Consider the following 18,057-nt stretch of genomic DNA (forward strand, 5'->3'; position numbering starts at 1 on the left):
TGCGGTGTGGCGTCCGCTTTGTCCTCCACGCAACGCTGTGTTGCGGCACTGTCCTATTCCCCGCGGCGCGGCGCGTCCTTAAGCTGACTCACTTCATCTGAAAGGACGCATCATGCAGACCCGACTTTTCGCGGACATCAAGGTAGGCCCGTTCACGTTGCGCAATCGCATCGCCATGGCCCCACTCACCCGCTCACGTGCCGGCCAGCCGGGGAACGTGCCCACTGCGATGAATGCTGAGTACTATCGCCAGCGGGCCTCCGCCGGGCTCATCATCTCCGAAGCCGCGCAGGTTTCGCAGCAGGGCCAAGGCTATGCCTGGACGCCGGGGATCCACTCCGCGGAGCAGATCGAAGGCTGGCGTCATGTAGCCGATGCCGTGCATGGCGCGGGTGGCACGATGTTCCTGCAGCTGTGGCATGTGGGCCGTGTTTCGCATCCGGTATTCCAGCCCGCCGGCGCCCTGCCCGTCGCGCCGAGCGCCCTGCCCGTGCCGGGCAAGACGTTTATCGTCGATGACGAGGGCAAGGGCGTGTGGAGCGAGATCCCTGTGCCGCAGGCACTGAGCGTCAACGGCATCGCGGCGATCATCGCCGACTACCGCCAGGCCGCGCGCAACGCCATCGCCGCCGGCATGGACGGCGTGGAGATCCATGCCGGCAATGGCTACCTGCTCGACCAGTTCATCGACTCGCAAAGCAACCATCGTGACGACGACTATGGCGGCACCATCGCCAAACGTGCCCGGCTGCTGCTGGAAGTCGTAGCGGCAGTCACTGACGAGATCGGCGCGGAGCGCGTTGCGGTGCGGTTGACGCCGATGGGCCGCTTCATGGGCATGGGAGATGCCACGCCGGAAGCGACGTTCACCTATATCGCGCAGCGGCTCAACGACTGGCCACTGGCCTATCTGCATCTGGTCGAACCGGCGATGGTCGGCACTGTCAAGGACGAGGCGGCCGATCCGCGCTGGGACGCGATGATCCGCGTCATGCGGGAGAGCTACCACGGCGTGCTGATGCTGGCCGGTGGCTACGAAGGCGCTACGGCCGAACAGGCCTTGGCCGATGGCCGCGCCGACATCATTGCATTCGGCCGTCCTTTCATCGCCAACCCGGACCTGCCGGCCCGGCTCAAGGCGTCGCTGCCGCTCAACAGGCCCGACCCGGCGACGTTCTTCGGCGGCGACGCGGCGGGCTATATCGACTACCCCGCGCTGACGGCGTAGCCACCGCATCCCGTCGAGTCCTGTCGATATTCAATTTTTTTGATGAATAGTTTCAGGATTCGGATGAGTAGCGCGGAAGGCGCACCCGTATAGTTCGTTCCCATCAGCAACGGCACAACGAGGACGACTCAATAGCCGCCTGCTGAACAACATCAAACAATCTGAATTAACGTACCGGAGAAAATCATGTCGAATGCCAAGCTGCAAGTCCTGACCCCGCGCAACAGCCAGCTGATCTTCATCGACCACCAGCCCCAGATGGCCTTCGGTGTCCAGTCGATGGACCGCCAGACCATGAAGAACAACGTTGTCGGGCTGGCCAAGGCGGCCAAGATCTTCGACGTGCCGACCACCATCACCACCGTCGAGTCCGACTCGTTTTCCGGCTACACCTACCCCGAACTGCTTGACGTCTTCCCCGGAAAGGAAACGCTCGAGCGCACTTCGATGAATTCCTGGGACGACCAGAAGGTACGCGACGCGCTGGCTGCCAACGGCCGCAAGAAGATCGTCGTGGCCGGCCTGTGGACCGAAGTCTGCAACACCACGTTTGCCCTGAGCGCGATGCTCGAAGGCGACTACGAGATTTACATGGTGGCGGACGCCTCGGGCGGCACCACCAAGGAAGCGCACGACTACGCGATGCAGCGCATGATTCAGGCCGGCGTGGTGCCGGTGACCTGGCAGCAGGTGCTGCTCGAATGGCAACGAGACTGGAAGAATCGCGAAACGTATGACGCGGTGACGGCGCTGGCCAAGGAACACTCGGGTGCCTACGGCATGGGCATCGACTACGCCTACACGATGGTGCACAAGGCTGCGCAACGTACGGCAACCACGCACGAATCGATCGCACCCGTGCACGCACCGGTCATCGAGCGCTAAAGCCCCTCCGGCGAGAGCCGCCGTGCGCGGCTTTCGCCGAACAAGTCAGACGTCGATGCCTGCAGGTCTCCCCGGGGGCTTGAAAGCGGACTGCGAGGAAGTCTCGAATGGGTGAGGGAGATGCGGCTTGTGCGCCTTGGTGACGGCGAGTGAAAGCGGACTCATGCACTGCCAAGATAACGCTTGAACCATTGTGCGGCCAGTTGCGCGACCGACTCCAGCGCGCCGGGCTCCTCGAACAAGTGCGTGGCGCCAGGCACAATCGCCAATTCCTTCGCGCATGCAAGCATCGCAAACGCAAACTCGTTGCGTTCGATGACGCTGGTGTCCAATCCGCCAACAATCAGCAAGGTCGGTGCCGGCAACTTCGTCAGAGCATCGGGGCCGGCCAGATCGACCCTGCCACCGCGCGAGACAATCGCGCCGATGCGGATGGGAGACAGGCTCGCGGCGCGGATCGACGCGGCAGCGCCAATGCTGGCGCCAAAGTAGCCTAATGGCAGCGGTGTGGCCAACTGGCGCGTTACCCACTCTGTTGCCTGCAAGAGCCGTCCGGCCAGCAGGCCGACGTCGAAGCGAATGGCCTGCACGCTGTCCTCCTCGGGCGTGAGCAGGTCCATCAGCAGCGTCCCTATGCCGCTTCGATTGAGCTCGGCGGCCACGAACTTGTTGCGCGGGCTGTGTCGGGAGCTGCCGCTGCCATGCGCGAACAATACAAAGGCGCTTGCGCCTGGCGGCAGCGCGAGAATGCCGTGCAGACCCAGGCTGCCGGCCGGCAGCACAACTTCCCTTGTGTCGGAGCGAATTCCCACGCCAGTTTCTCCGGTTGATCAGTTCCTCCGTCTGATCGCACTCCCCCCGCGTTCACCCTTCCCTGCCACTCCACTATCGTGTAGCAGTCAAACCAGTGGATCGCACCGACTCACCCTATGTCTTTGGCCTATGTCTTCGGCGTGTCCAGCGTTACCTTGGCCGGAGCGATTGCCCCGACATCGCCCCACGACTTCGTCTCGTAGCGGAATTCAGCGACCGCGCAAGTCGGCATTTCCAGGTTGCCGTCCGATAATCCGCTCGCGAGTTCGCTCATCCCGGGATTGTGACCAAACAGCATGGCACTGCCCAGTTTGTTGTCGAGTGTGCGAACCACCGCTAGCAGGCTCTCGGCGCTGCTGGCGTACAACCTTTCGTCGACGGCTATGTCCTGCGTTGCGTAGCCGATCTCGCCGGCGACCAGTTGCGCGGTCTTCAGTGCACGTAGCGCCGGGCTGGAGAGGATCACGTCGGGCTTCACGTTGCGGCCGGCCAGGCGCCTGCCCATTTCTGGCGCCTGCCGCAAGCCGCGCTCGTTCAAGGGACGATCGTGGTCCGACAACCCGGGGTCGTCGCGGCTCGATTTGGCGTGCCGGAATAGATACAGTGTTTTCATGGCGAGTGGTGGGTGGACCGCAAACATTCCGGTCGTGAGGCAGGGTTATGTCACGATGACAACGGCTTCAATTCAGCCCTGCCAGGATCCACTCTAGGTCAGCTTGCTGACACTGGGGGGTGCATCAGAGTTCGGAAGAAGTCGCTCGTTCGCGACGGCCGTCACCACCAGCTCGCCCCTCATTCCAACCGATGCGCTGCCAACTCCAGCGTTTCCGTGACTTGCGCGGTGCTGGCCTCGAACCGTACGACGCGGCCGATGTCGGGGGCATACCAGGCGACCGCCTTGTACTGTTGGGTGAAGCGGGCCCCCGATATCGGTTGCAGCCTGTAGCCACGATACGCGATGCGGATGGCGCGGTACGTTCCGCCCGGTACCGTGATATCCGATTCGCCCGTGGCGATACCCTCAAGGTCAGTCTGGGCACCACTGCCGTGCTGTCGATACGAATACTTCCAGCGGGCACCAACCTTGACACCGGCAGGTACCCATCCCGATGGCGGTGATGCCACATCGAATTCGCCGGCGCTCGGCGTATTGATACGCTCGAGCGTACCGTCGGCACGTTCGATCCGGGCGCCCTGGTTGAAGATCACGCGCTCATTCTCGATGCGATCGACCCGGTAGGTCACATCCGTGCGCTTGCGGGTGAGATTGTCGGTCAGAACGTATTGCCAGACTTCTCCGACGCGTGGCGAGTCACCGCTCGCCCTGGCATCTGAAGCGGTTGTCCCGGCAGCCACCGCGGCGGTGTTGTTTGCAGCGGGACGGTAGCTTGCCAAAGCTGCCGCACCACGTGCACTGATGTCTCGTACCCATGCGGCCGGCACGGCGCGTTGCCGCCCATTCGCCGAGGTATTGTCACTGACGAGGATGCCGACAAGGCGGCCGCCGTCGTCGAACAGGGCGCCGCCGTTGGCGCCAGCTTCGGGCGTGCCGGACAGTTCGATTGCCGACAGCCTGCCGTCGTCTCCTGCCTGCAGGCCAACAACCGTGGACTCGCGCACGGCAACCGCCTGGCCCAACAGCGCCGCGATCACCATCTTCTGCCCCAGCGCCGGTACGGCCGGGGTCGCCGACAGCGTCTCGCCGTTTCCAGGCAGATTCGGTACGTTGACCAAGCACAGGTTGCGCTCGGTGTCCGGCGCCGCCAGCGCGGCTTCGTAGGTCACTTTGTCGCGTACCACCGCAATCGATCGCGCGCCGGCCAGCAGGCTGCATGCCGTGACTACCTGATTCGGACCTACCGCCACGCCAGAACCGGTGCGTGCCTGCGTTGCCTGCGCGCCTTGGGCGCGCACCGCGTATACGTTTGCAGTGAATTGCCCAAGCCCGACTGCTCCGGCGGGCATGACTGAAGCGACAAGGAGGCTGAACAGTAGGGATCGGCAGGAAAGGAGCATGGTCTGAAAAAACGAGAGTGATCAGGCGGACGTCCGGGCACGCCGACGTCCTACATCATGAAGTTGCTGCAGGGCTTCAGCGCGATGGCAACAGGTAATGGACGCGCAGCCACCCGCCAGGCTGACGCTGGCGGCGACCAGACACACAGATACCCGCATGTTTCCCTGAGAACTTACTGTGAGTTGTTGTTGGTTTTTCTTACCCAGCGTGTCGCGGGTGGCAAGTAATGTAGCAAGAGCGCCAACCCCGCCATCCCCCGCTAACGAGGGGTGGCGATCGGTGGCTTGCCGCAGCCGGGTCGCGGCGTCGGTAAGCGCGGGACACACCGGCAACGCCGCGTAGCAATGCGCATACACAACGGTGCTTGGCAGCGTGGAGAATGGTGGCCCTCCACCGACGCAGGCAACCCAACCTGCATCAATAAGCGGGGAATGACGATCGGTGCTGCGACGGTCTGGCGCACGGCGACCAGCATGCTCAATTGCCCGCGAGAACAGGTCGGAACCAACCACAAGCGGCCGATCGGGCGATAATCGCGACGGTTCCGCTCTCCGTCAACAACATGAAAATCGAGTTCCAGCAAGCGCCGTTGCAGTTGGATTGGGCCGAAATTCGCAGCGATGCTGCGGTCGCGTGGCACTCGACGGAAGTGGAGATCGTCGGCTGGATGATTCCACTCGATCCGGGCTCGAACGCGGCCGACTATTTCGTGCTCGCCGCGTCGGAGCCTTGCTGTGGCAGTTGCCCCCCGTGCGATCCACTAACCAGCCTGGAAGTCTTCGCAAGCGGCAGCGTCGCGTTGCACGCGGGGCCGCTTCGTCTGCGTGGCCGGCTTCTGCGCCTGCAGGATGATCCGGCCGGTTGGCGATATCGACTGGAGGGAGCGGAGCTCGCGCAGGAACCCGGCGCTATCACGACGTCGACCCTCAGGCCGAACCGACGTGCGTTTCTTGCCTTGGGGGCTGCGCTAGGGCTCGCTGCATGCGCGCCCGGACGTTCCGCCGGCCAGGCCGAGCCGCGCGAAGGCGAGTCGGCTCCGTGGCGTGCGTCCGCAGGTGTCGTGACAATTGACATGCACAGCCATGCCGGTCGCGTGACGATGTCGCGCGACCCGGCGATTGGCGCGCATCGTCCGTTCACGCCCTTGAGCGCACCAATGGTCGCAGGTGGCATGAACGTGATTTGCATTGCGATTGTGACGGATACCCTCGTCACGCGCGTCTCCGCCGATCGCAGGCGCTTCGAGGCGTGGCGCAAGCCGGAGCCGGGCGAGCTCTATCGGCTGTCCCAGGACGCATTCGAGCGCGCGAAGGCGCTCGTCGAGCACGAAAGGATCAGCGTCGTCACGCATGCGGACGCGCTTGCGTCAGCCGAGGCAGCCGGGCCTCGCGCGATCATTTCGGCGGAAGGTGCGGATTTTCTCGAAGGCAGACTTGAGCGTGTCGACGAAGCCTTTACGCAGCATCAGCTGCGACACCTGCAGTTGACCCACTATCGCGTCAACGAACTCGGTGACATCCAGACGGAAGCCCCGGTTCACGGCGGCCTGACTGATTTCGGCGCCGACGTGGTACGCCGCTGCAACGCGCTGGGCATCGTGGTCGACGTGGCGCACGGCACCTTCGATCTCGTGAAGCGTGCGGCCGCCGTGACGACGAAGCCGCTGGTCCTGTCGCATACCGCGCTGGCCACGCGTCCGACTGGGCGAGGCCGATTGATCTCAGCCGATCATGCGCGCGCGGTCGCGGAAACGGGCGGCGTGATCGGCGTGTGGCCGAGTTCCAGTTCGTTCCACAACCTGCAGGACATGGCACATGGCTTCAGGCGCATGGCCGACGTGGTGGGCGTCGACCACGTAGGGCTTGGCACGGACATGCTCGGCTTCATTTCCCCACCTGTGTTCACCAGCTACGCGCAGTTGCCATCCCTCGGCAGCGCCTTGCTCGCTGCCGGGTTCTCGCAATCTGAAACCGAGCAGATCCTGGGTGGCAACTATCGACGCGTCTTCGCGGCTTCGGTAGCGAACTAGGACACATTGGGGGGCGTCGCGAAGGCGGACATTGGTGTCCGGTACATTGAGCGTAGAATCGAGACAGCTCGGAAAGAACTTGCCGTGAAAACAAGAGCTTACGCGCGACACAATCTATCTCTACTAATATGCATGTCCGGACGCCGGCGTCCGTTGATTACCTGTTAGGCGTCTACACGGAGGCAAACGATGGCACGCGTTCGCGTTGAGGGCTTCACCATCTCGCTCGACGGATACGGAGCGGGCCCGAATCAAGACATCAACAATCCGCTCGGCGTTGGCGGGACGGACCTGCACCAGTGGCTACTCCCGACACGCACGTTCCAGCGGACCTTGTTCGGCAAGGACGGCGGCACCACCGGGGTTGACGATGATTTCGCCGCCCGTGGCTTTCAGAATGTTGGGGCCTGGATTCTTGGAAGGAACATGTTCGGACCCATTCGTGGAGACTGGCCGGACACAAACTGGAAAGGCTGGTGGGGAGACAATCCACCGTATCACGCTCCAGTCTTCATCCTGACCCATCATGCTCGCCCCCCCATCGAGATGGAAGGCGACACGACGTTCCACTTCATAACAGGAGGCATTCGCGAGGCGCTCGACCGCGCACGCGAGGCCGCTGCCGGCATGGACGTGCGGATCGGCGGTGGGCCGGACACCATCCGGCAGTATCTTCGTGAGGGCCTCATCGATGAACTGCACATTGCTATCGCCCCGGTCCTGCTCGGCCGGGGCGAATCGCTGTTCGAAGGGGTTGACTTGCGGGCTCTGGGATACGAATGCGTTGAATCCGTAGCGTCGGAGAAGGCCACGCATGTCGTCCTACGGCGCCAAGGGCACACGGACGCCTGAACACTCGCTAAACACTCGTTAAACACTCGCTTAGCACTCGCTGAAGGCGAGCGGTATCCGGCCATGAAGCGTCGTTCGCCTGCATCGTCATTCGGACATTCGGACGTCTGCTCCACGCCCTTCTTCCCGGCATCGGGGAAACACTGGGGCCCAGCCGGGCAGGCCAACATCATCAGACGTCGAACCGAAGTCAAGCCGAATCCGTTCCCTTGGAGCGGAGGGAACCTTTATGAGAAGATTGTGCGCCACAAGCGCCGCGAAAAGATGTCCGGGTGCCATGTTGCACCCGGTGCTTCTCATCCTTGCCAAAACCAAACCATAGGCAAGGTTATTCATTGGCGTCTTGTGCGATGTCGTTAGCAGGATTCGCTTACGCAGCATTCATCAGGAGACTCCATGAATCCGAAGTCAGAGTTGCGGTGGTTCACCGCGATTGCATCCATTTGCCTGACGACGAGCTTCGCGCCGTCGTCGTACGCAGCTTCCGTTGCGCCGGTCGCCGCCGAGAACGGCATGGTCGTCACCGCGCAGCACCTGGCTACCAGGGTTGGAGTCGATGTACTCAAGCGCGGTGGCAACGCTGTCGACGCCGCCGTGGCGGTGGGCTACGCGCTGGCCGTGGTGTATCCGGCCGCGGGCAACCTGGGTGGTGGCGGATTCATGACCATCCAGCTGGCCGACGGCCGCAAGACATTCCTTGACTTCCGGGAGGTTGCGCCAAAGGGTGCCACCGCGAACATGTACCTGGACAAGGACGGCAACGTGATCAAGGGCGCCTCCACCAAGGGACATCTGGCCGTGGGCGTGCCCGGCACCGTGTCCGGCATGGAGTACGCTCGCCGGAAGTATGGAACGATGAAGCGCACGGACCTGATTGCCCCTGCCATCAAGTTCGCCGAGAACGGCTTCACGCTCCAGCAGGGCGACGTGGATATGCTGCTCACCGCAACCAAGGACTTCCAGGAAGACCGTGCCTCCGGCGCAATCTTCCTGAACAAGGGGCAACCGTTCCAGGTGGGCCAGAAGCTGGTTCAACGCGACCTGGCCAAGACGCTGCGCGCGATCAGCAACGGCGGCACCGAAGGCTTCTACCAGGGCTGGGTGGGGAAAGCGATCGTCGCCTCCAGCCAGGCTGGGAAGGGCCTGATCACGCAGGCAGATCTTGATGCCTACAAGACGCGCGAACTGGCGCCGGTCGAGTGCGACTACCGTGGCTATCACGTCGTCTCGGCACCGCCGCCGAGCTCGGGCGGCGTGGTCATCTGCGAGATGCTGAACATCCTGGAAGGCTACCCGCTCAAGGACCTCGGCTACCACTCCGCGCAGGCCGTGCACTACCAGATCGAAGCCATGCGCCACGCCTATGTGGATCGCAACAGCTACCTGGGCGATCCGGATTTCGTGAAAAACCCGCTGGACCGCCTCCTGGACAAGAACTACGCCGCCAGGATTCGCGCGGCGATCGACCCGAAGAAGGCAGGCGTTTCGAAGGACATCAAGCCCGGCGTGGAGCCGCATGAAGGCAGCAACACCACGCATTACTCGATTGCCGACAAGGATGGCAACGCCGTTTCCGTCACGTACACGCTCAACGACTGGTTTGGCGCGAAGGTCACTGCGGCAACGACAGGCGTGGTCCTGAACGATGAGATGGACGACTTCACCGCCAAGGTCGGCGTGCCGAACCTGTATGGCCTTGTCCAGGGCGAGGCCAACTCCATTGCCCCAGGCAAGCGCCCGCTGTCCTCGATGAGTCCGACCATCGTCACCAAGGACGGCAAGCCGGTGATGGTGGTGGGCACGCCTGGCGGCAGTCGTATCATCACGGCTGTTCTGCTGACCATGATCAATGCCATCGACTACAACATGAACGTGCAGGAAGCTGTGGACATGCCGCGCTTCCATCAGCAATGGCTGCCGGATCTGACCAATGTGGAGGACTACGCATTGTCCCCGGATACGCGCAAGATCCTGGAGGACATGGGGCATCGCTTCGGCCCGCCACAGCCTGCCAACCACCTGGCGACGATCATCGTCGGCGCACCGGCTCTCGGTGGCAAGCCGGTCGGCAACAACCGCTTCTACGGCGCCAACGACCCGCGCCGCAACACCGGGCTGGCGGCCGGTTATTGATTCGGCATTGCACGCTGGTTGCCCGCTTATGCGGGTAAGAAGGATGCAAACGGCGCGAGACCAGTCGGCTCGCGCCGTTTGCTTTTCAGCGCCACTCATCGGCCCTCGGCAGATAAATGAAGAACTACGCCCCTCTCAGGGAGGGGTGGATTTGCATCGCCTAAATCACACGATATCCGTATCATATTCTTTGCACACTTTAAGTGCCTCGGGCGAGGATAGCCCTCGCAAAAAGAATCAAAAAACGGAATCGGTTGTGGAAGCACTCGGGTCGTTAAGCACGCTGTATCGCAGCGTGCATCAAAGGCGGATCACGCCATTCTTCGTCGCCGCCTTCTGGCGGACGGATGTCCCATTGAATCCCACCTAACGGGATCCAGTCCTAGCGCACGCCAGGCATTCACTGAAGATCAAACAATGAATTTTCTTGGAAAGCCAGCTCGACTGGCTGTGATAGCGCTCGCCCTTACGCTGGCTGCATGCAGTGACAAGGCGGCGGAAAACCCTCCCGCAGCCGAGGTGGCTGCCTCGGCCGTCACTGTCAAGGCCGGCGACGCTTCGGTAGAAATCAGCGACACCGGCACGGTCGTACGTGCAGGCGACGCCTCCGTATCCATCTCCAACAACAAATGATCCCCATCATGAACGCATTTCGTAAGACGCTGCTGGTAACGGCCACTGCGGCCGCGCTGGCCACACCGGCGGCACAGGCCATGGACATTGAGGCACGCGGCGTGGGGACCGCGAGGATTACCGACGATCTGGCATCCGTCCGCACGTCTGCGCTTAGGCAGGCCAAGCGAAATGCGGTGCTGGCCGCGCTGGACAAGGTGGTCGGGGCAGGTACCAGCAAGAGTGCAGACGTGCAGGCAAAGCTGGATGACCTCGTCGTCCAGGTGGGGGAAGAATCGTTCTACAGCCCCGTTCCCAGTTCTGTGGATGGGCAATACCAGGTCAGCATCACGCTGCGCATGGACGACAAGGCGCTGCGGACGCAAATCAGCGATCTTGGCCTGGCGTTGAACACCACCACGACGCGCAGCCAACCCATCCTGGTGATGATGGACGAGTTCTTCACCACCCCCACAAACTTGCGCGCACCCCTGGAAGAGTTGACCGAATTCAGGCATGAGGAAGGCAGCAGCTACAACGAAAAGGAGGCTGCTTCCAGCTCGAAAAAGGCGGCTTACGCTGCAAGCAGCAACTCGGCCTACGCATCGAAGGAGCAGGCCGCCTATGCCGTGAAGGAAAGCGCGGCAGGCCGGGTGAGCGCGGCCCGGGACACGCAGGTGGCCGGTGCCGCGCGCGACGGATATGGTGGCCAGGCCGCCGTGGCCGGTCGCGACAGCGCTCGCTACGATGCCGCCAGTGCCAGCAGCCGGCAGGCCGCCGGCGCGGCCTCGCGCCAGGTTGCTGCAGCCAGCAGCAGCAATGTCGCCGCCGCCTCTTCGTCCCAGTCGGCATACGCGCACAACGTCAGCGCCGAGGACCATAACAACACGTACTTCCGCAAGCTGGTCAAGTACCAGCCTCAGAACACGGGACCGGACAAGAAGAACTACACCTATAACGAGTTGAAGGGTCAACTGGGCGATCTCGATATCAAGGTCATCGACAACGCCCTGTTCAAGAGCAAGTATTTCGGCAACCGCGCCATCACGCTGGACCAACTGGAAAATGGCGCCGAGCTGGCCAAATACACGGAGTTCGCGCGCCAGGAAGCCACCGCCGACTACCTGATGATCGGCTCGTCCGTCATCTACGACGTGGGCGTGGACAAGAACTCGGGCCAGCCGGCATGCACGGGCGTGGCCAGCACCAAGACGTTCTCCACCAAGACCGGTGAAGATATCGGATCGGCAACGCAGTCCGAGGCAGCCATTGGCATCTCGTCCGACGATTGCCGCGCCAAGCTCGCGGGCAAGCTCGCTGCAAGCCTTGGCAACCAGGTCGGCAAGCGCATTCAGGACTTCGTCAAGCGCCGCACGATGTATGGCGCCGAGTACGTGATCCGCCTGACCGGTGGCACGCTGTCCCTGACGAATCGCACTGCATTCAACCAGGCGCTGAAGAACGTGCCGGGCTTGGAGAAGGCAACGCAGCGCCAGGCAGGCACTGACAAGCTGGAAGTCGTGGCGACCTATCGCGGCACTGACCCGCTCGACCAGGCCGTGGCCATGGCGCTCGGCGGCAATCCGATGTTTGCCGGCCTGGACTCGATGGTCGACGGCAACATCGTCACGCTCTGCATGAACGGTTGCGCCAAGACCAAGGCCGCTCGCTGACATGCGCAAGACGATCCTGACAACCGCCGCCGCCGCGGCCCTGGCGGCTTGCGGTAGCGCTGCAGCGGCTGCTGGCGTAGGCCTGTACGTCGTGCCGGGCATATTCTTTGATGATGCCGGCGCTGGCGCGGGCAGCAGCAAGATCGATCCCGCATTTCGTCCCGCGCTGGACATGAAGCAAAGCGTGGCGAAACTGCAGGAGCGCGCCCAGGCGCATTTCAAGACCCTCGCACCGACCATCGACAGCAAGAACAGGCTGCGCACCCTGGCCTTGTCTGTCCAGGTCACGCGCGCGTCGCGCTACCAGATCGACAAGTCGGATGGCACCACGGACATCTACCTGCCGTTGACACTGAGTCTGTACTTCAGCAATCCGATGACCGGCGAAGTGCTGCAGTCGTTCAGCCAGACGCGCTACGACGTGATGACCGTCACGCTCGCATCGGGCAAGGCGGCCATCGACGCCAGCGTTGCCAACGTCTACCGCAACGGCTTTGCGACGTTGCTGGACACGATGCTGGCCGGCGCTGCCCGCCAGTTCAATCCCTACGTCGTGGAGACACGCGTTGTCGATACATGGCGCGGCTTTGTGATTCTGGACCGCGGCTACCGTGCCGGCATCGGCAAGGGCGATGTCATGAACGACGGCGCAAGCGAAATCCGCGTGGAACACGCTGGCGCCGACTACGCAGTGGCAGTACCGGTTCTGGGCGCGCCCAAGGATGGCGCGGTGTTCAGCCGCGCGGGCACGATGGCGCTGTCCAATGTAAAGAAGCCCCGCGTGCTGGCGCTGGTCAGCGACGGCAACGATGACTTGTCCAACGCCGTCAGCACGCAGCTGTTTACCGACAAGCTCGGCAGCGGTGCACCATTTGCCACCTTGCCCTTGAACGGCAACTTCAGCCAGGTGCAGGCGTCGATTGACAGCAATACCAGTATTGGCCACGAAGTGAGTGGCAAGCGCGCCCTGCCCGACTACTTCATCCGCATGGTGGTGCCGCCAGCGCGCCAGTACGCGCTGCCGACCAACCTGGCCTACAAGACGCTCCAGAGCTATCAGGCATGGGCGTTCGCGGAACTCCTCTCGCGCGATGGCCGGGTGCTCTACGCGGCGGACGTCACCCAGCGCATTGACGATACCGTCACCGACAAGGCCGGCTTCAATGCCGCCGACCGTCGCGAGGTGGTGCTCAAGAATGCGCTGAACGACCTGGCCGACCGGTTCGGCAAGGAAGTCCGCTTCCAGCCGCTGACGCTGAAGGTGGTGGCAACCAATGCCGACACCTTCCAGGTTGACGATGCCGCCGGGGCGCTGCAGTCCGGCGACACCATCCGCGTCTATCACGGCATCGGCAAACCGGGTCCGTTGACCGAGGAAGCCCTGGTCCCGACCTGGGAGGCCACCGTCGTCAGCCGCGACGGCGCCCGAGTGACTGCATCTCCCGTGCTGCCGATTGCCGGCAAACCGCCACGCCCTGAATCGGGCGACGTTGTACTGGCCGACAGTGTGGCCAACGCCCATGGTGGCGGCCAGCGCATGGCCTACTGCCCCGCCGAAAAGAGCCAGATCGGCACCGTTGCACTGGACCGCTTCAACCTGCTGGCCTACGCAGGCGCGGCGTCCGCCAAGGTCGTCATGATCAACCCGGCGCTCGCTGACCTGGTCAAGGGGCGCGTAGGAGGTCAGTCAGGCTTTGCCCGCGATCTGGCACTTCGGCCTGGCTCCTATGACCGTTGCATCGAAGCGCTCTACCGGATCGATCCGCGCGATCGCAAGTGCGAGGACGGACTGTGCGCACAAGGCTACAACGTGCGGCTGGCCTATCGCCAGCGCGCCGGCGGCAACGTGGTGGGACAGGCCATTCTCGAACACGGCTTTGTCTCGAACGGTTATCCCGCCACGGCCGATGCCACCAACGTGAACGCCCTGCAGGCCATGGACCTCGACCGCGACACGCGCGCGAGCCTGGACGGCGTCATGAAACAAATGCTGAATCCCAACTGAAGGAAATTTCAACGATGAAGAAGACCTCCCTCGCATTGGCTGCCCTCGTAGGCGGCACGCTGTTCCTGTCGGCCCCGGCTGCCATGGCTTTCGGTCTGGGCAACATCACCTCAGCCATTCCGGGCGTGGGCGGTGCATCCGCCTCGGCCGTTTCCGCTGGCGACATCGACGCGTTCATCCAGACCGCCAATGATGCAAACCAGATGATCGGCACATCGTCGGCGCACATTTTCAAGGCTTTGGCCAGCAAGGAAGAGATCGCGGCGCTGGAAGCCCGCCTGACGGCCGCCAACGCCATCGCTGACCCCGCCGAGAAGGCCGCCGAGATCAGCAAGATCAAGAGCGACGAAGCCACGGCCGTCCAAAAGGCACTGGCTAGCAAGGAAGGGGAAGCCAAGCTTGGCGCCATGAACAAAGCCCAGATGGCTTCGTTCGGCAACGCCGCCTTCACGTTCATGCTCGGCGTTCTGAAAGACAAGCAGTTGGCAGAAGGCAGCACCGCCCTGGTGTCGGGCGTGGCGTCGAACCCGACGCTGGTCCCGCGCCTCGGCGCACTGAAGGACGTCGCGTCGTCAGTCAGCTCGCAGGTTGCCAACACCGCCAAGATCGGCGAAGGCCTGGTCAAGCTTGCCAAGGCCGGCAAGATCGCTGCGTTGCCGGCATCGGCCTCCGAAAAGCCGAAAAAGGTCGACGAGATCTAAGTAACTACTCCCGGTTTCTTTCGTTGCACAAGAAAGCATGGCTCGCAAGAGCCATGCTTTTTTTTGTTCCTGGCGCGAAGCACTCTCCTTCAGGGGACGCCCCAACGTGGCACCGGAATGACAGCCAATTTATGCGCGCATTGCGATAAGTCTTCTTATCGTAATGAGCCAACACCCGACACAAACTCGCCCACGCGGATTCCGTTCCCTCGGCCTCCGTCGCCCCCTCAAGGACGCCAGGCCGTCCCCGCGATCCACAAATCCGCCCAGATCTAACCCGACCAACGCCGTTGCACCGCGCCGCCCGCGGCTGGCGCGGCAAAGGGGTCGACCACCCTCGCCTCACCAAAAATAGATTTAGATACAAAGCCGCGTCATCGGGCCCGCGTCGCCTCTCGTTACTGTCGGCATCGGGGCAAAAAGCCTGCCCCTGTCGCCTGAATTCTTAAGAGAGTCTTAACCGTATGAAGAAAATCCTGGCGCTCGGCCTGCTCACTGGTCTCACTGCCCTGGCTTCGGCCAGCGCGCAGGCCCACGTGGATATCGGCATCGGCTTCGGTGTGCCGATGGTCGCCGCCCCGCCCGTCTACGCGCCCGCGCCGGTGTACGCACCGGCCCCCGTGGTGGTGCAGCAGCAGCCCGTTGTCGTCGCCCCCGGCTACTACGAGGACTGGCGCGCCCGCGAATGGCGCGAGCGTCGGTGGCGGGAGCGGGAATGGCGTGAGCGCGAATGGCGTGAGCGTCGTCGCGAATGGCGTCGCTGGCACGAGGACGATTGACCCCGGCGGGCTGGCGTTGCCCGCCCTCCTGCGCTACTCGACCTTGACTCCGGCTTTCTTGACCAGCGATGCGTACCGGGTGGCCTCGCTGCGGAAGAAGCTGGCCGCGGCCTCCGGGGTGCCGGGATTGACGATCGTGCCTTGCTTCTTCATGGCCTCCAGCACCTCGGGCGAGGTGAAGGCTTTGGCAAACGCGTCATGGATGCGCGAAACCTCGGCGGGCTTCATGCCGGCGGGCCCGACCACGGCAAACCAGCCTTCGACGCTGTAGTTCGGCAAGCCCTGTTCGGCGATGGTCGGAATCTCGGGCGCAATCGGCGACCGCGCGGCACTGCCGACGCCGATGGCCCGCAGCGTGCCGGCCTTGAGGTGCGGCTGGACGGCATTCAGCGCCACCACGCCCATTTCCACCTGCCCGGCGAGCAGGTCCGTGATCATTGGGCCGGTGCCTTTGTAGGGCACGTGGCGCGCCTTGACGCCGGCCTGATCCAGGAACATCTCCGCCGCCAGGTGGATGATGGTGCCGTTGCCCGACGACGCGTAGTTGAAGGTGTCCGGCCTGGCCTTCATCAGCGCGACCAGTTCCTGCACGTTCTTTGCCGGCACCTTGGGATTGACCACCAGCACCAGCGGCGTCGCGCCAATCACACTGATCGGCGTCACGTCCTTGATCGGATCGAACGGCATGGACTTGAACACGCTCGGATTGATCACGTGGTTGTTCGACACCAGGCCCAGCGTGGAACCGTCAGGCGATGCCTTGACCACCGCGGCCGCGCCGGTAATGCCGCCAGCTCCCGGCAGGTTTTCGATCACCACCGGCTGGCCGAAGGCCTTGCCCAGCGCGGGGCCGGCCGCGCGAGCGATGGCGTCGACGCCGGAACCCGCGCTGATCGGCAGGATCAACCGCACCGGCTTGCCCGATCCGGGCTGGGCCATGGCGTGCGGTACGTGCATCGTCGACAGCGCGACGGCCGCGATCGCCGCCGCACCGCTCAACAGGAATGCGAGCCGGCGCCATATGGCGGGTACAGCGGGGCGAGGGAATGCCTTTTTCATGGTTGTCTCCAGATATTTCTATTTATGGTGACTGCTGCCGCGGCGGGGTAGCCCGCCGTCGGGTCCATCAGGCCCTGCTCAGGCGCGAGAGGATTTCCTCGGTGTGTTCGCCCGCCCTGGGCAGCGGGCTGCGCACGCCGGGCCGGCGTCCGCCCATCAGCAGCGGCAACAGCACCGTCGGCGCGATCGAGCCATCGTCCACCTGCATATCCACCAGCCCACCGCTGGCCTTGAGGTGCGGATCGTCCAGCAACTGGTCCGGGCGCACGATCGGCGCGTAGGGAATGCCGGCCGCTTCCAGCTTCGGCGCCAGCGCTTCCGTGCGATGGTGCTTGAGGATCTCGCCCAGCCGCTCCAGCAGTTCCGGACGCACCGCCACGCGCAGGGCGTTATTGGCGTAGCGCGGATCGGCCGCCAGGTCCGGCCGTTCGAGCACATTGCACAGCGTGACGAACTGCTTGTCGCTGACCGCGCCAATAAATAGCTGCTCGCCGTCGGCCAGCGTGAAGACGTCATAGACGCTCCATGCCGACACGCGCGACGGCATCGGCGGGGGCGGCTCGCCGGTCATCGCAAACTGCTGCATGTGCTGGGAGGACAGGAACACGCAGTTCTCGAACAGCGCGCTCTGGATCTCCTGGCCGCGTCCGCTGCGGTCACGTTCGCGCAGCGCGGCCAGCACACCGATGGCGCCGAACATGCCGCCCATGATGTCGTTGACGGACGTGCCCGCCCGCAGCGGCCGCCCCTGCGGGCCCGTCATGTACGACAGGCCTCCCATCATCTGCACGACTTCGTCCAGCGCCAGACGGTTTTCGTAGGGACCGGGCAGGAAGCCCTTGTGGGAGACGTAGATCAGGTGTGGGTACTTCTGTGACAGCGTGGCGTAGTCCAGGCCCAGCTTCTCCATCAGGCCGGGGCGGAAGTTCTCCAGCAAGATATCGCTCTGGCCGGCCAGTTCGGCAGCCGCCGCGCGGCCTTCCTCCGTAGTGATGTCCAGCACCACGCTCTTCTTGTTGCGATTGAACGCACGGAAAAAGCCGATGCCCAGCCCGGGCAGGTTGCGAGTCTTGTCGCCCCCTGGCGGTTCGATCTTGATGACTTCGGCGCCCAGGTCGGCCAGGATCATGCCGCAGGTGGGGCCCATGACCATATGCGTGAACTCGACCACGCGGATGCCGGACAGCGGCAGGGACGGATTGTCGTTTGACATGTGGACTCTCAGGCTGGTTTTCAGGCGGATTCGTGGGTCGATTCGTAGGCCAATCGTG

General features: G+C 63.5%; 15 protein-coding genes. 10 read left to right on the forward strand and 5 right to left on the reverse strand.

Going from position 1 to position 18,057, the window contains the following annotated elements:
• The first annotated feature begins 112 nt into the window (after window positions 1-112).
• Entirely contained in the window at window positions 113-1,228 is a 1,116-nt protein-coding gene (locus tag BLR29_RS00225) for an alkene reductase (protein ID WP_092133645.1), read from the forward strand.
• A gap of 186 nt (window positions 1,229-1,414) precedes the next feature.
• Window positions 1,415-2,113: a hydrolase gene (locus tag BLR29_RS00230; protein ID WP_092133646.1), complete on the forward strand. Its 699-nt coding sequence runs from the start codon at window positions 1,415-1,417 to the stop codon at window positions 2,111-2,113.
• A 161-nt stretch (window positions 2,114-2,274) separates the two neighbouring features.
• Here the strand turns inward: BLR29_RS00230 and BLR29_RS00235 are convergent, their stop codons facing one another.
• From BLR29_RS00235 to BLR29_RS00245, 3 genes are all read right to left on the reverse strand, one after another.
• A complete protein-coding gene (locus BLR29_RS00235; RefSeq protein WP_255371053.1) occupies window positions 2,275-2,895 on the reverse strand; it encodes a dienelactone hydrolase family protein in 621 nt (206 codons plus the stop codon).
• A gap of 158 nt (window positions 2,896-3,053) precedes the next feature.
• The gene (locus tag BLR29_RS00240) at window positions 3,054-3,566 is read right to left on the reverse strand and encodes a SixA phosphatase family protein (RefSeq protein ID WP_369804540.1); all 513 of its coding nucleotides are present in this window, start codon (window positions 3,564-3,566) and stop codon (window positions 3,054-3,056) included.
• Between the two features lie 152 nt (window positions 3,567-3,718).
• Window positions 3,719-4,891: a S1 family peptidase gene (locus BLR29_RS00245; protein ID WP_176860837.1), complete on the reverse strand. Its 1,173-nt coding sequence runs from the start codon at window positions 4,889-4,891 to the stop codon at window positions 3,719-3,721.
• A 614-nt stretch (window positions 4,892-5,505) separates the two neighbouring features.
• On the opposite strand from BLR29_RS00245, the gene BLR29_RS32335 reads away from it, so the two are divergent.
• The 8 genes from BLR29_RS32335 to BLR29_RS00280 all read left to right on the forward strand — a co-directional run bounded on the left by BLR29_RS32335 (window position 5,506) and on the right by BLR29_RS00280 (window position 15,727).
• A complete protein-coding gene (locus BLR29_RS32335; RefSeq protein WP_176860838.1) occupies window positions 5,506-6,972 on the forward strand; it encodes a dipeptidase in 1,467 nt (488 codons plus the stop codon).
• Window positions 6,973-7,161: 189 nt separating this feature from the next.
• Window positions 7,162-7,824 carry a dihydrofolate reductase family protein gene (locus BLR29_RS00255; protein WP_092133654.1) on the forward strand — a complete coding sequence of 221 codons (663 nt, stop codon included), beginning with the start codon at window positions 7,162-7,164 and terminating at the stop codon, window positions 7,822-7,824.
• 396 nt (window positions 7,825-8,220) lie between these two features.
• Window positions 8,221-9,957, forward strand: coding sequence for a gamma-glutamyltransferase (gene ggt / locus BLR29_RS00260; protein ID WP_176860839.1), 1,737 nt, complete (start codon window positions 8,221-8,223; stop codon window positions 9,955-9,957).
• 417 nt (window positions 9,958-10,374) lie between these two features.
• On the forward strand, window positions 10,375-10,590 hold the full coding sequence (locus BLR29_RS31830; RefSeq protein WP_143018402.1) for a hypothetical protein: 216 nt from the start codon (window positions 10,375-10,377) through the stop codon (window positions 10,588-10,590).
• An 8-nt stretch (window positions 10,591-10,598) separates the two neighbouring features.
• A complete protein-coding gene (locus BLR29_RS00265) occupies window positions 10,599-12,242 on the forward strand; it encodes a hypothetical protein (protein WP_092135340.1) in 1,644 nt (547 codons plus the stop codon).
• Between the two features lies 1 nt (window position 12,243).
• Window positions 12,244-14,247: a hypothetical protein gene (locus tag BLR29_RS00270; protein ID WP_092133656.1), complete on the forward strand. Its 2,004-nt coding sequence runs from the start codon at window positions 12,244-12,246 to the stop codon at window positions 14,245-14,247.
• 14 nt (window positions 14,248-14,261) lie between these two features.
• On the forward strand, window positions 14,262-14,948 hold the full coding sequence (locus BLR29_RS00275; protein WP_092133658.1) for a hypothetical protein: 687 nt from the start codon (window positions 14,262-14,264) through the stop codon (window positions 14,946-14,948).
• A gap of 464 nt (window positions 14,949-15,412) precedes the next feature.
• Entirely contained in the window at window positions 15,413-15,727 is a 315-nt protein-coding gene (locus tag BLR29_RS00280) for a hypothetical protein (RefSeq protein ID WP_092133660.1), read from the forward strand.
• Between the two features lie 33 nt (window positions 15,728-15,760).
• On the opposite strand, the gene BLR29_RS00285 is transcribed toward BLR29_RS00280, so the two are convergent.
• Together BLR29_RS00285 and BLR29_RS00290 are read right to left on the reverse strand one after the other, a co-directional pair.
• Window positions 15,761-16,684: a tripartite tricarboxylate transporter substrate binding protein gene (locus BLR29_RS00285; protein ID WP_255371096.1), complete on the reverse strand. Its 924-nt coding sequence runs from the start codon at window positions 16,682-16,684 to the stop codon at window positions 15,761-15,763.
• A gap of 169 nt (window positions 16,685-16,853) precedes the next feature.
• Complete coding sequence (locus BLR29_RS00290) at window positions 16,854-17,999, reverse strand: CaiB/BaiF CoA transferase family protein (protein WP_092133664.1); 1,146 nt, start codon at window positions 17,997-17,999, stop codon at window positions 16,854-16,856.
• Window positions 18,000-18,057 lie beyond the last annotated feature (58 nt).

Source organism: Cupriavidus sp. YR651 (genome assembly GCF_900101625.1).
Taxonomy (GTDB): domain Bacteria; phylum Pseudomonadota; class Gammaproteobacteria; order Burkholderiales; family Burkholderiaceae; genus Cupriavidus.

Bases quoted from the DNA above. Each gene is read 5' to 3' on its own strand.
- BLR29_RS00285 (WP_255371096.1), bottom strand. From the start codon at position 16,684: ATGCACGTACCGCACGCCATGGCCCAGCCCGGATCGGGCAAGCCGGTG.
- BLR29_RS00270 (WP_092133656.1), top strand. From the start codon at position 12,244: ATGCGCAAGACGATCCTGACAACCGCCGCCGCCGCGGCCCTGGCGGCT.
- BLR29_RS00240 (WP_369804540.1), bottom strand. From the start codon at position 3,566: ATGTTTGCGGTCCACCCACCACTCGCCATGAAAACACTGTATCTATTC.
- BLR29_RS00275 (WP_092133658.1), top strand. From the start codon at position 14,262: ATGAAGAAGACCTCCCTCGCATTGGCTGCCCTCGTAGGCGGCACGCTG.
- BLR29_RS00280 (WP_092133660.1), top strand. From the start codon at position 15,413: ATGAAGAAAATCCTGGCGCTCGGCCTGCTCACTGGTCTCACTGCCCTG.
- BLR29_RS00225 (WP_092133645.1), top strand. From the start codon at position 113: ATGCAGACCCGACTTTTCGCGGACATCAAGGTAGGCCCGTTCACGTTG.
- BLR29_RS00290 (WP_092133664.1), bottom strand. From the start codon at position 17,999: ATGTCAAACGACAATCCGTCCCTGCCGCTGTCCGGCATCCGCGTGGTC.
- BLR29_RS31830 (WP_143018402.1), top strand. From the start codon at position 10,375: ATGAATTTTCTTGGAAAGCCAGCTCGACTGGCTGTGATAGCGCTCGCC.
- BLR29_RS00255 (WP_092133654.1), top strand. From the start codon at position 7,162: ATGGCACGCGTTCGCGTTGAGGGCTTCACCATCTCGCTCGACGGATAC.
- ggt (WP_176860839.1), top strand. From the start codon at position 8,221: ATGAATCCGAAGTCAGAGTTGCGGTGGTTCACCGCGATTGCATCCATT.
- BLR29_RS00230 (WP_092133646.1), top strand. From the start codon at position 1,415: ATGTCGAATGCCAAGCTGCAAGTCCTGACCCCGCGCAACAGCCAGCTG.
- BLR29_RS00265 (WP_092135340.1), top strand. From the start codon at position 10,599: ATGAACGCATTTCGTAAGACGCTGCTGGTAACGGCCACTGCGGCCGCG.
- BLR29_RS00245 (WP_176860837.1), bottom strand. From the start codon at position 4,891: ATGCCCGCCGGAGCAGTCGGGCTTGGGCAATTCACTGCAAACGTATAC.
- BLR29_RS32335 (WP_176860838.1), top strand. From the start codon at position 5,506: ATGAAAATCGAGTTCCAGCAAGCGCCGTTGCAGTTGGATTGGGCCGAA.